Source organism: Mangrovibacter sp. MFB070 (assembly GCF_000705335.1).
GTDB lineage: Bacteria > Pseudomonadota > Gammaproteobacteria > Enterobacterales > Enterobacteriaceae > Mangrovibacter > Mangrovibacter plantisponsor.
The window spans coordinates 363,236-376,163 of the sequence record NZ_JJMI01000025.1 but is presented as its reverse complement, the minus strand read 5'-3'; the positions used below and the strand labels follow the sequence as shown (position 1 = coordinate 376,163).

Sequence of the window (12,928 nt, the reverse complement as noted above, 5' to 3'; positions counted from 1 at the left end):
ACAGGGAAACACAGGCATCAGGGTTCATGCCACAGGGGAACCCGATGCCTCAATACGCAAAGTAATTCCTTCAACACGCACTACGCGCACACGCGTTCCGGCGGGTAAATCGGTATCGGCCATTACTGGCCAAACGCTGTCCCCGAGCCGTACCTGGCCGCGCCCGTTGACCAGGTTATTTTCCAGCACAAAGACCTGGCCTGCCAGTTGGTTACCACGCTGGTTAAGTTGCTGACCGGGCTGGTCGCTGTTTTTCTGGTTCAGCCAACGCCACCATAAAAAAGCACACAGCACAGTCAACACGGCAAAACTGGTGCCCTGCCACGCCCAGCCAACCGGCAGGAGCCAGGCAATCAGGCCGGTTACCAGCGCGGCAATGCCACTCCATAGCAGGTAACCACTGGCACCGAGCATTTCGGCGGCCAGTAACAGGCCGCCCAGACTCAACCAGAATGCATGCGGATGTGCAGCAATCAGTGGAATCATTTTATTTTCCGTTGCACCTGGCTGTCTTTAATTAACTCGCTGATACCTGCGATAGAGCCCATCAGGCTGCTGGCATCCAGTGGCATCAGCACGACTTTACTGTTTTCTGCGGAACCAATCTGTTGCAGAGCATCAGTATATTTCTGTGCCACAAAGTAGTTCACAGCCTGGATGTCACCCGCTGCAATGGCCTCAGAAACCATACGCGTTGCCTGTGCTTCTGCTTCCGCAGAACGCTCACGCGCTTCTGCCTGCAAGAACGCAGACTGGCGGTCACCTTCTGCTTTCAGGATCTGAGACTGTTTTTCCCCTTCAGCTTTGAGGATTTCAGCCTGACGAACCCCTTCAGCTTCCAGAATGTAAGCACGCTTGGTACGTTCAGCTTTCATTTGCGCGTTCATGGAGGCAATCAGTTCAGCTGGTGGGCGAACATCGCGAATTTCAATACGCGTTACTTTCACGCCCCAGGGGTTGGTGGCTTCATCAACAATGTGCAACAGACGGGTATTGATACTGTCACGCTGCGAGAGCATTTCATCGAGCTCCATTGAGCCCAGCACAGTACGAATATTTGTCATGGTGAGATTCATGATAGACAGATCAAGGTTGCTGACCTCATAGGCAGCACGTGCCGGATCAATCACCTGAATAAAGCAAACGGCGTCTATCGTGACGTTGGCGTTATCTTTAGAGATAACTTCCTGGGAAGGGATATCCAGAACCTGCTCCATCATATTGATCTTACGGCCAATACGATCCATAAACGGCACAACCAGGTTCAGGCCAGGCATCAGTGTTTTGGTATAACGACCAAAACGTTCAACTGTCCATTGAAAACCCTGCGGGACAATTTTCACCCCGGCAGAGACGATCACCAGTGCAACAACAATAAGAACCGGGATCACGATTAGCATAAAAAACCTCCTGTTTAATTGTGGCGGTAAGTCTACCCTAAAAAATAAACAGGAGGTGCTACTATATTCGAGGGTTTACACGGCGTAATCCCGAATAATCAATAGAGTAGCGAGTAAAGCTGGCGGCGATATTGTGAAGCCAGTGGATTCCCGGTGCCCAGGGCTGCGAGGATCTCTTGCATCACTTTACGGGTTTCGCCATTTGCTGCACTCAAGTCCTGTTTCAGGTGGCCAAACAACAACGCCAGTGCTTCTTCATTACGCCCCACCTGGTGTAATTGCAAAGAAAGGCGGGTAGCGAGCTCTGCATCCTGCGGGTTCTCTGCAACTTGCTGTTGCAGTAACTGGATTTCCGGGGTGTCGGCCGCTTTTTTCAGTAGATCGATTTGCGCCTGTAACCCCTGGTAGCGGGTGTCCTGATCCTGCAGCGGGATAGTGGCCAGCACAGTTTGCGCATCATCTGAGCGGTTCAGAGCAATATAGTTTTCTGCCAGTAACAGGCCGATTTCGCTGTTCTGTTCAGATAATTTCCAGGCATCAACCAGCAGCGGCAGAGCTTCGGCATGTTTGCCTTCCTGCATTAATGCCATGGCCTCCTGCGCTTTCACTTCTTCTTCGCGTGGCAGGACTTTATCCAGCAGCGCGCGTACGGCTTCTTCGGGCTGCGGCCCCTGGAAACCATCCACAGGCTGGCCGTTCTGGAACAAATACACCGTCGGGATAGCGCGCAACCCAAATTGCGATGCGACCATCTGCTGGTTGTCGCAATCCACAGTAGCAAGAATAAACTGGCCGTTATACTTCGCAGCCAGCCCTTTCAGCACCGGTGTCATTTCCTGGCACTGCTGGCTACGGTCAGACCAAAAGTAAAACAATACCGGCGTGGTAACTGATTGTTCCAGTGTGGTATGTAAATTCGCTTCAGTAATCTCAACAATATTCTGTACGGACATGCTTTTTTCTCAGTCAGGACTTTCTAATGTACATGGGGGTGAGACGCCGGGCTTCAACTCAGGTACGCAAAATTTTATCCATAATGCGGCCAGGCAACAGCCGTTTCAGGAAACCAACCACCCAGGTGACCAGAGTTACCGGGTAGCGTAGTCGCGGCCTGGTGCTGCCAAAAGCATGGCACACTTTTGCTGCAACGGCCTCCGGGCCAAGGGTAAAGCGTGCGGCAATGCCCGGATTTTGGACAGGTTTATCTGCCTGGGTTTGGTTAACGTTATCGGTAAAACGGGTATGGATTGGGCCGGGTTCTATCAGGCTGACCTGAATACCGGTGTAGCGCAACTCCATACGCAGCGCATCAGACCAGGCTTCCAGAGCGTATTTACTGGCCGCATAAGCGCCACGGCCTGGTGTGGAAATCAACCCCATTACCGAACTGGTCATCACAATTCGCCCTTCACTCTGCGCTTTCATGGCGGGTAACAACAACATTGTGAGTTGATGCACGCCAAAAAAGTTAGTGGAAAACTGTTTTTCCAGTTGTGAGCGGCTAATGGTTTCTAACGGCCCGTAGAGCCCGAACCCGGCATTGTTAAATAGCCCATAGAGATTGTTACCTGTCAGGCGAATCACTTCTTGTGCAGCCTGCCTGACGCTGGCTTCATCATCAACATCAAGTTGAATGCCAGTGAACCCCAGAGATGACATACGTTCGACATCTTCAGGTTTACGGCAACCAGCAAGAACATGATAGCCGCGTTGCTTCAGCGCATGAGCACAGGCCAGACCAATTCCACTGGAGCTACCTGTGATAAATACTGATTTTTGCATAACTTTACCCGTTAAAAGCGCTGATTGTTTATGACTCATGTTTAACTAACAAAGGTGCCAGTTTTTCTGCCATCCAGTTGGCAATGAAAGGCTGAGCATCCGGGTTAGGGTGAATACCATCATCCTGCATCCACTGTGGCTTCAGGTAGACCTCTTCCATAAAAAAAGGCAGCAATGGAATGGCATATTTTTCCGCCAGTTGTGGGTAGATAGCCTGAAACGCTTCGGTGTAGCGGCGGCCATAATTGGGTGGCAAACGTATTTGCATTAGCACCGGTTGTGCATTTGCGGCGTTAACTTGTGTAATGATTTTGCCCAGGGTTTCACTAATGGTTTGTGGAGCAAAACCACGCAACCCGTCATTACCGCCAAGCTCTATAAGCACCCAGCGCGGGTGGTGTTGCGCCAGTAAACCAGGTAAGCGGGCCAGGCCCTGAGCGGCGGTGTCGCCACTGATACTGGCATTAACAACATCTATCTGCTTTGCCTGCCATTTTTCATTAAGTTTTGCAGGCCAGGCACTGTTTGCTGACATTCTGTAACCTGCACTCAGACTGTCACCCAGAATTAATAGCGTGTCCGCAGCCACGGCACGGAACGTTAACAGGAACAACAACAGGAAGGGCACATGCCAGCGGAAAATAGTGTTGAAGTACATCGTCTTTGTAAGTCCGTCGGTCAGGGTGAACATGAGCTCAACATCCTCACCGGAGTTGAGCTGATTGTCAAACCAGCGGAAAGTATCGCCCTGATTGGCGAGTCGGGTTCAGGAAAGTCAACTCTGCTGGCAATTTTAGCCGGGCTGGATGATGGCACTGAAGGTGAGGTCTGGCTGCTGGGTAAACCGCTGCACCAGATGGATGAAGAGGCGCGGGCGGCATTGCGCGCAGCCAGTGTCGGTTTTGTCTTCCAGTCATTTATGTTGGTACCTACACTGACTGCACTGGAAAATGTGCAGTTACCTGCTTTGTTGCGTGGTGAAAATTCTGCGCAGAGCCTTTCTCAGGCCCGGGAGTTGTTAACCGAACTGGGGCTTGAAAAGCGTCTTCATCATCTTCCTGCCCAGCTCTCTGGTGGTGAGCAGCAGCGCGTGGCGCTGGCAAGAGCGTTTATTGGCAAACCCGCTGTATTATTTGCGGATGAACCAACCGGCAATCTTGATCGCAAAACCGGGGACCGTATAGCGGACCAGTTGTTTACCCTGAACCGGGAAAGTGGTGCAACACTCCTGCTGGTTACTCATGATTTACAGCTTGCGGCACGGTGTGACCGGCGGTTACGGCTACGGGATGGCAAATTGCAGGAGGAGCTATGATAGCTCGCTGGTTCTGGCGTGAATGGCGTACGCCATCACTGTTGATTGTCTGGGTGGCCCTGAGCCTTGCCGTTGCCTGTGTTTTTGCACTGAGCAGTATTGGCGAGCGAATGGAAAAGGGCCTGAGCGCTCAGAGCCGGGATTTCCTGGCAGGCGACCGGGCATTACGCAGCTCCCACCCTATTCCTGATGACTGGCTGGCGCTGGCACAGAAAGAAGGCGTTAAGGTCAGTACCCAACTGTTGTTCTCGACCATGACTTTTGCTGGCAATACGCCACAACTGGCTGATGTAAAAGCCGTTGACGGGCATTACCCACTGTATGGTTCACTCAGTACTCACCCCGAAGGCCTTACACCAGTGCCTGGCACTGTTTTGCTGGCTCCCCGCCTGATGGCATTGCTCAACCTGAAACCGGGCGATGAACTGGATGTGGGCGATGCCACCTTACGGGTGGCTGGCGAGGTTATTCAGGAGCCTGATGCCGGATTTAACCCTTTCCAGCTTGCACCACGCCTGATGATTAACCTTGCTGATGTTCCGGCGACCGGCGCCGTTCAGCCAGGCAGCCGGGTGCGCTGGCTGTATAAATTTGCCGGTACATCCGGGCAAATTACCCGTTTTGAGAATGCATTATTACCACAGTTAACGGCTGAATACCGTTGGTACAGCCCGGATCAGGAAGACAGCGCGCTGGGCAAATCCCTTGAGCGCTCACGCCAGTTTTTGCTTTTGTCCGCATTATTGACGTTAATGCTGGCGATTGCTGCTGTTACTGTGGCAATGAATCATTACTGCCGGTCACGTTACGATTTAGTCGCAGTATTGAAAACCCTTGGCGCAGGGCGTAAGGCCTTGCGCCGCCTGATTATTGGTCAGTGGTCATTATTATTGCTGGTCTCTGCCGGTACGGGTCTGCTGGCGGGCAAATTGTGTGAATCCATATTGCTGGCATTACTGCGCCCGGTGTTACCTGCAACGTTGCCTGAACCGGGGTTGATGCCATTAATCTGGGCACTGGGTGGGATGGCGGTGATAGCCTTTTTGGTTGGGGCGCGTCCGTACCATATCCTGCTGGCGACCCAGCCCGTGCGCGTGCTGCGGCGCGATGCCATAGCCCGCCGCTGGCCGCTTGCTATTTATCTGCCTGTTATGGTGCTGGTGGTGGTGGCACTGTTGGCATTGCTGGTGGGTAACAATATGTTGCTGTGGTCAGTTCTGGCGGGAAGCTGCGTGGTGGCATTGTTGTGCGGCCTGGCAGGCTGGCTGGCTCTGTGGGTGTTAAAGCGTTTCACTACCCGGGTGTTATCGCTGCGCCTGGCGGTGAACCGCCTGCTGCGCCAGCCACTGACAACACTGAGCCAGATTGCGGCTTTCTCCCTGTCGTTTATGTTGCTCGCGCTGTTGTTGGTTTTGCGGGGTGACTTACTGGATCGCTGGCAGCAACAATTGCCGCCGGAAAGCCCTAATTATTTCCTGATAAACATCGCGCCAGAACAGTTAGGTGAAATGAAAAGCTTCCTGGCCGAGCACCAGGTTATCCCTGACCGGTTTTATTCCATTGTCCGGGCGCGTTTAACCGGAATTAATGGCAATACCACCGATGGCAATAAAGATGAAGCGCTTAACCGCGAGCTCAACCTGACATGGCAGCGTGAAAAACCGGCGCATAATCCGATTGTCGCTGGTAACTGGCCGCCGGCGGCAGGGGAGGTGTCTGTTGATGAAGGGCTGGCTAAACGGCTGAATTTGAAGCTGGGAGATAAACTGACATTTACCGGCGATACAGACACTTTCACGGCAACGGTATCAAGCTTACGTAAAGTAGACTGGGAAAGCCTGCGGCCTAACTTTTACTTCATTTTTCCACAAGGCGAATTAAATAACCAGCCACAAACCTGGCTTACCAGTTTCCGCTGGGATCGGGGGGACGCGCTGCTGACACAGCTTAACCGTGAATTCCCGACTGTGAGCCTGCTGGATATCCGCGCCATTTTAAGCCAGGTGGGAACAGTATTGCAGCAGGTAAGCCGGGCACTGGAAGTGATGGTGGTACTGGTAACTCTGTGTAGTGTATTGCTGCTCCTGGCTCAGGTGCAGGTTGGCATGCGCCAGCGCCACCAGGAATTGCTGGTCTACCGCACTTTAGGGGCGGGAAAAAACCTGTTACGCCAGTCGCTGTGGTGGGAGTTTATTGCCCTTGGCGTAGTGGCGGGCATTGTTGCCGCGGGGGGGGCCGAAAGTGCGTTGGCTTTATTACAAACCCGGGTATTTGATTTCCCCTGGTCACCTGACTGGCGTTTATGGCTCGCTCTGCCAGTATGTGGTGCGCTGGTTTTGGCACTATTCGGTGGCTGGTTGGGTGTGCGTTTAGTCAAAGGAAAAGCCCTGTATCGGCAAGTTCAGGGGTAAATAAAAAGAAAATAAATTGTGAAAGAAAAGCACTGCTTTATTCAGTGTTTTTCTTTTTTTGTGATGAGTATTAATAATTATCTATATACCTTCGCACTAAATGATAATACTTATTTTGTTTTTTCATTCTCTGTAATAAATATTCATAATATTGTTATTTTCAGTAGCACGGATTGATAATTTTAATAAATAAAATTTCATAAATAGCAGGTAATCTTCTCCTTGCTAAAGTGGTTTTAGCACCTATTGGTAAGGAATAGAGATGAACAAAAAAATAACAGTGCTGGCGCAGGCAGTCAGCACCGCAGTGGTGTTGGCTGCAATGGCAGTTCCTGCTCATGCAGAAATTACATTGTTAAAACAGGATCCTACTGCTGGAGATCCATTAAGCCGGTTAAATTTCACTGTGGGCGGGAGTATTCGTCCTCAGTTTAATAATATGACAGGTGATGGCGATAAAGGTTCTTACAAACGTAATGGTTTTGACGGTGGTACTCGTTTTCGTTTTGCCGCTGACTACTATTTGTTCGATGATGTTAGCTGGATAAGTTATTACGAACTGGGCGTTAATATCCCGGCGGTATTTAACTGGGATGACCATTATGCCAAAGGCGCAAATAATACTAACCGCCGTATGCTGTATACCGGTCTGAAAAGTGATACCTGGGGTACACTGACTTACGGTAAACAAAACAGTATTTATTATGATGTGGTTGGTGCAAAAACTGATATCTGGGATTACGACATGCTCGCCCAGGCACCAGGTAACGGTATCAGTGGCGACTACGATGGTTCTTACCGCTCACGCGGCATGCTGAAATACAAAAAAGCAGTTGGTAATGTTGACCTGTATGGCGCCTGGTTGTTTGACGATGACGAATATTTGCCAGGCAATGGCCTGCGCTATAAACGTAAAGGCGGCGGCTCACTGGGTGTGGATTATCACATCACCAAAGACCTGACATGGGGTACTGCGTGGAACATGACCCGTGCAGAAATGCGTGACCCTTCTAACGGTGACAGCAAAACCCAGAACCAGAATATTTTAGGTACAGCATTGAGCTGGAAACCGGATAACTGGACGTTCTCCTTCGGTGGTGGCTGGTATCAGAACTTCCTGGTCTCCAAGAAGAGCACTGTTAATGACTACTTTGCTGGCGACGCCTGGGGTATTGAATACTTTGCCGGGTACAAATTCCCGATTGGCCAGTATGGCCTGCAGTCCGTTCAGCCATACTTTATGGGCGACCGCCTGGAATACGTCAACGACAGAAATTATCAGCGCATTGATAATGGCCTGGGTGTTAGTTTCCAACTGGATTATGGTTTCCGGGTTGATTACGAACACGTATTTACCTCCAGCACCGATAAAACGCTGGGTGATATGAACGTGGTACGTCTGCGTTACGACTTCTGATAAAAAAAAGACAAGCGCGTTATGCGCTTGTCTTTACTCTGCAGGCTACTGCTACTTCCTGCTAACCGCCAACAGATAAACTGACGGCTGTGCACTGAACCCGCTTTAACGGTTACTGCAACTGCAATTGTGCCCAGGCAATGCCGCTGGCGTACTCTTCCGGTAATAACGGGACCAGCGCTTCCAGTGAGGCAGAAAGGTGCCCTTTATCGGTATCAGAGAGATTCAGATGCCCCACCTTGCGGCCCGGCCGCACTTCTTTTTCATACCAGTGCAGGTGAACCAGTGGCAATTTGAGCCATTCCCAACTGCGTGGTGTACCAATCAGGTTAATCATTACTGAAGGCGCGCTGACCACCGGGCGCGGCAACGGTAAATCCAGTATTGCACGCAGGTGCAGCTCAAACTGGCTGATGGAGGCACCATTTTGTGTCCAGTGGCCACTATTGTGGACACGGGGAGCCAGTTCGTTAATCAGCAACCCGGCAGGTGTGACAAAACACTCCATGGCCATCACGCCGATATAACCCAGTTCATCCATAATGGCAGACAACATGGACTCAGCCTGGTTCTGCTGCTCAGCACTGGCGGAAGGGAACGCCACACTGGCACGCAGGATCCCGTCCTGATGCAGGTTGTGGGTGAGAGGGTAGAATACCTTTGTGCCATCTTTAGCGCGAGCGCCAACCAGCGACACCTCGCCAGAGAACTTAATGCCTTTCTCAACAATACACTCGCCGTAGCACTCAGCAGGCAGGTTGTCTGTTTCACCCGGGCGCAGGCGCCACTGGCCACGCCCGTCATAGCCACCCACGCGGCGTTTAACGATTGCCAGCTCACCCGCCAGGGCAAAAACGGCAGGCCATTCCTGCTGAGAGGCGAGTAATTGCCAGGGCGCGGTAGGTAACTGCAATTTATCGAACAACTGTTTTTGTGTCAGGCGATCAGCAATGACCGGAAAAACATCGCGGTTAACAAATGCTGCATGGTTTGCCAGCTCGCGGGTTAACGGGGTTTCCGGCCAGCGTTCAATTTCAGCGGTGATAACACTGTGCTGCCAGGGAACGGCTTGCGGGTCTGCGTCCAGACCAACTGGCCAGACAGTGACCCCCAGAGGCTCCCCGGCCTGGCGCAGCATACGCCCAAGCTGGCCATTACCCAGTACGCAAACTTGCATTATTCAGCCTCCCGCGGGTCCGGGTTATTCAGCACTTCTTCAGTCTGTGTTTTGCGCCAGTTTTCCAGGCGGGCAAGCAGAGCGGTATCATGCTGGGCCAGAATTTGTGCTGCCAGTAACGCGGCATTTGCGGCACCAGCCTTGCCAATTGCCAGCGTACCTACCGGGATCCCTTTCGGCATTTGAACAATGGAGTACAGACTGTCCACACCGCTCAGTGCCGCGCTTTGTACAGGCACGCCCAACACCGGCACCAGAGTTTTGGCGGCAATCATGCCTGGCAAGTGCGCTGCACCGCCAGCACCGGCGATAATAACCTGAAAACCATTACCCTGTGCCTGTTCGGCAAAACTGAACAGCTTATCGGGAGTACGGTGGGCGGAGACAATTTCCACATGGTGAGGAACGTCCAGAGCAGTCAGGACTTCAGCGGCAAACTGCATGGTAGCCCAGTCACTTTTGGACCCCATCACAATGGCGATACGCGCCGGGTTTTGGGTGGAAGACATGCGTCTCAAAACTCCTGTGAATAAACAAAAACAACGACAGACTGTTGCGGAGAAGGGCTCAGAGAATAGCACGTAAAACGGGCAAGGAAAACGGTTGCGTGGTGATGAAATGGGCATTCAACCATAACGAAATGGGTTAAAACGGAAAGTTGATCAGTGCCATCTCTTCTGCGCTAACACGAATCATTGAGCCTTCTGTATGCCAGGCCCCTAAAACGGCACGTAATGCGGGTTGACCGTTAGCTTCAAGCTCATGAATAGCCGGGCGATGCGTATGCCCGTGCACCAGCCATTGTGCCTGATGGCGGGTGAACGCTTCCTGTACTGCCTGTGGGTTAACATCCATAATCGCCAGCGACTTGTGTTGGTTCGCCTGCTGGCTGTTGGCGCGCATTTTCCGGGCGATACGGCGGCGAATAAACAGCGGCAGGGCAAGAAACAGGCGCTGGATCCAGGGCTTGTGAACTTTGCGGCGAAAATCCTGGTATGCCTGGTCATCAGTACATAATGTATCGCCGTGCATGATAATGACCGGACGCCCGTACAGTGACAGGCACTGTTCCTGGGGCAGTAATACCATACCGCTGCGCCGGGCAAATGCTTTGCCCAACAAGAAATCACGGTTGCCATGAATAAAATAGACAGGCACACCCTGATTAACCAGGATGCGAATGGCATCGGCTATTTGCTGGTGAAGTGGCTCCGGGTCATCGTCGCCAATCCAGGCTTCGAATAAATCCCCGAGAATATACAGTGCGTCGGCTTGTGGGGCTGTCTGTGCCAGAAAACGCAGAAAACCGGCGGTTATCGCCGGTTCTTCTGTGCACAGATGCAAATCTGCGATAAAGAGTGTTGCCACGATTACTCGCTGACAGTCACGCTTTCAATTACTACGTCGTCTTTCGGAACATCCTGGTGCATACCACTGCGGCCAGTAGAAACGGCTTTGATTTTATCAACCACATCCATGCCTTCCACTACTTCAGCAAACACGCAGTAGCCCCAACCTTGCAGGCTTTCGCTGCTAAAGTTCAGGAAGTCGTTATCAACAACGTTGATAAAGAATTGTGCAGTTGCGGAGTGTGGAGCCTGAGTACGCGCCATTGCCAGAGTGCCACGGGTATTTTTCAGGCCGTTATTGGCTTCGTTCTGAATGGTGTCTTTGGTGTCTTTTTGCTTCATGCCCGGTTCAAAACCGCCGCCCTGAATCATAAAGCCATTGATAACACGGTGGAAAATAGTGTTGTTGTAGAACCCTTCGCGACAGTAGTCCAGGAAGTTTTTAACTGTTACCGGCGCTTTATCGTCGAAAGTTTTGATAACGATATCGCCATGATTGGTATGAAAAGTAACCATGCTGTGCATCCTATTCTGCCATGTAGTGCTTAAGCCTGCGCTGCAGGCCACAATAGCCCGTTGTTATAGCACACTCATCAGGTTCGATCACCTTGCAATGCGTGCTGCTTTACAAAGGTTTTTTGGGGTAATATAGATTATTGCTTTTTTACCACACACATACATGGAATCGCTGATGTTAAAGATTTTCAATACTCTGAGCCGTCAAAAAGAAGAATTTAAACCTATTCATGCCGGGAAAGTTGGCATGTACGTGTGTGGGATAACTGTTTACGACCTGTGTCATATTGGCCATGGGCGAACTTTTGTAGCGTTTGATGTGGTGGTGCGCTACCTGCGTTCCCTGGGCTATGAAGTTAACTTTGTGCGTAATATCACTGACATTGACGATAAAATCATCAAACGTGCGGCGGAAAATGGTGAAAGTTTTACCGCGCTGGTGGACCGGATGATAACCGAGATGCACGCTGATTTTGATGCACTGAATATTCAGCGCCCCAGCAGCGAGCCGCGGGCAACGCACCATATTCATGAAATCATCGGTATCGTCGAGAAACTGATTCAGCGCGGGCATGCTTATGTTGCTGATAACGGCGATGTCATGTTCTCTGTCGTAACCGATGCCTCTTACGGGCTATTATCCCGCCAGGACCTGGAACAGCTCCAGGCAGGTGCGCGGGTTGATGTTGCAGATGCCAAGCGTAACCCCATGGATTTTGTTCTGTGGAAAATGTCCAAACCAGGTGAGCCGAGCTGGTCGTCACCCTGGGGCGAAGGGCGCCCTGGCTGGCATATTGAATGTTCTGCCATGAACTGCAAGCATCTGGGCAGCCATTTCGATATTCATGGCGGGGGTTCGGACCTGATGTTCCCTCACCATGAAAACGAAATAGCCCAGTCTACCTGTGCTCACGACGGCGACTATGTGAATTACTGGATGCATTCCGGGATGGTCATGGTGGACCGTGAGAAAATGTCCAAATCCCTGGGCAATTTCTTCACCGTGCGTGATGTACTGAAATATTACGATGCAGAAACAGTGCGTTACTTCCTGATGTCCGGGCATTATCGCAGCCAGCTCAATTACAGCGAAGAGAACCTGAAACAGGCGCGTGCTTCTCTGGAGCGTTTATACACTGCTTTGCGCGGTACAGATAAAGCGGCTGTTGCGGCAGGTGGCGAAGCATTCAAAGCACGCTTCTGTGAAGCAATGGACGATGATTTCAACACACCTGAAGCCTACTCTGTGCTGTTTGATATGGCCCGGGAAGTGAACCGCCTGAAAGGCGAAGATATAGCTGCGGCCAATGGCCTGGCTGCAGCGTTGCGTGATATCGCGTCTGTCCTTGGGATTCTTGAGCAAGACCCGGAAACCTTCCTGCAAGGCGGCGCACAGGCAGATGACGGCGAAGTGGCTGAAATTGAAGCACTGATTCAGCAGCGCCTGGATGCCCGTAAAGCAAAAGACTGGGCTGCTGCAGATGCCGCGCGTGACCGCCTGAATGAAATGGGTATTGTGCTGGAAGATGGCCCGCAGGGAACCACCTGGCGCAGAAAATAA

The 12,928-nt window shown here is 51.6% G+C and carries 13 protein-coding genes; 4 read left to right on the top strand and 9 right to left on the bottom strand.

Annotated features, from left to right (window positions below; translation table 11 throughout):
- Nucleotides 1–24: 24 nt before the first annotated feature.
- From DT73_RS13965 to tesA, 5 genes are all read right to left on the bottom strand, one after another.
- On the bottom strand, nt 25–486 hold the full coding sequence (locus DT73_RS13965; RefSeq protein ID WP_036109969.1) for an NfeD family protein: 462 nt from the start codon (nt 484–486) through the stop codon (nt 25–27).
- A complete protein-coding gene (locus DT73_RS13960) occupies nt 483–1,400 on the bottom strand; it encodes an SPFH domain-containing protein (RefSeq protein ID WP_036109966.1) in 918 nt (305 codons plus the stop codon). The genes DT73_RS13965 and DT73_RS13960 overlap by 4 nt, the downstream gene beginning before the upstream one ends.
- 98 nt (nt 1,401–1,498) lie before the next feature.
- On the bottom strand, nt 1,499–2,353 hold the full coding sequence (locus tag DT73_RS13955) for a co-chaperone YbbN (RefSeq protein WP_036109962.1): 855 nt from the start codon (nt 2,351–2,353) through the stop codon (nt 1,499–1,501).
- Between the two features lie 58 nt (nt 2,354–2,411).
- Nucleotides 2,412–3,221 (bottom strand): SDR family oxidoreductase, encoded by an 810-nt coding sequence (locus DT73_RS13950; protein WP_110026141.1) that lies wholly within the window; start codon nt 3,219–3,221, stop codon nt 2,412–2,414.
- Entirely contained in the window at nt 3,211–3,840 is a 630-nt protein-coding gene (tesA, locus tag DT73_RS13945; protein WP_036109960.1) for a multifunctional acyl-CoA thioesterase I/protease I/lysophospholipase L1, read from the bottom strand. Before tesA ends, DT73_RS13950 begins: the two co-directional genes overlap by 11 nt.
- Here tesA and ybbA point away from each other — a divergent pair.
- From ybbA to DT73_RS13930, 3 genes are all read left to right on the top strand, one after another.
- The gene (gene ybbA, locus DT73_RS13940) at nt 3,811–4,497 is read left to right on the top strand and encodes a putative ABC transporter ATP-binding protein YbbA (RefSeq protein WP_036109956.1); all 687 of its coding nucleotides are present in this window, start codon (nt 3,811–3,813) and stop codon (nt 4,495–4,497) included. The genes tesA and ybbA overlap by 30 nt on opposite strands.
- Complete coding sequence (gene ybbP / locus DT73_RS13935; RefSeq protein ID WP_036109954.1) at nt 4,494–6,908, top strand: putative ABC transporter permease subunit YbbP; 2,415 nt, start codon at nt 4,494–4,496, stop codon at nt 6,906–6,908. The genes ybbA and ybbP overlap by 4 nt, the downstream gene beginning before the upstream one ends.
- Before the next feature lie 262 nt (nt 6,909–7,170).
- Nucleotides 7,171–8,325 (top strand): porin, encoded by a 1,155-nt coding sequence (locus tag DT73_RS13930; RefSeq protein WP_036109951.1) that lies wholly within the window; start codon nt 7,171–7,173, stop codon nt 8,323–8,325.
- Between the two features lie 112 nt (nt 8,326–8,437).
- Here DT73_RS13930 and purK read toward each other — a convergent pair whose 3' ends face one another.
- The 4 genes from purK to ppiB form a co-directional block, all read right to left on the bottom strand.
- A complete protein-coding gene (purK, locus tag DT73_RS13925; protein WP_036109948.1) occupies nt 8,438–9,505 on the bottom strand; it encodes a 5-(carboxyamino)imidazole ribonucleotide synthase in 1,068 nt (355 codons plus the stop codon).
- Nucleotides 9,502–10,011: a 5-(carboxyamino)imidazole ribonucleotide mutase gene (gene purE, locus DT73_RS13920; protein ID WP_036109945.1), complete on the bottom strand. Its 510-nt coding sequence runs from the start codon at nt 10,009–10,011 to the stop codon at nt 9,502–9,504. Before purE ends, purK begins: the two co-directional genes overlap by 4 nt.
- A 136-nt stretch (nt 10,012–10,147) precedes the next feature.
- Nucleotides 10,148–10,870, bottom strand: coding sequence for a UDP-2,3-diacylglucosamine diphosphatase (gene lpxH / locus DT73_RS13915; RefSeq protein WP_036109942.1), 723 nt, complete (start codon nt 10,868–10,870; stop codon nt 10,148–10,150).
- A 2-nt stretch (nt 10,871–10,872) separates the two neighbouring features.
- Nucleotides 10,873–11,367 carry a peptidylprolyl isomerase B gene (ppiB, locus tag DT73_RS13910; protein WP_036110784.1) on the bottom strand — a complete coding sequence of 165 codons (495 nt, stop codon included), beginning with the start codon at nt 11,365–11,367 and terminating at the stop codon, nt 10,873–10,875.
- Between the two features lie 175 nt (nt 11,368–11,542).
- Here ppiB and cysS point away from each other — a divergent pair, with 175 nt between their 5' ends.
- Nucleotides 11,543–12,928: a cysteine--tRNA ligase gene (gene cysS / locus DT73_RS13905; RefSeq protein WP_036109938.1), complete on the top strand. Its 1,386-nt coding sequence runs from the start codon at nt 11,543–11,545 to the stop codon at nt 12,926–12,928.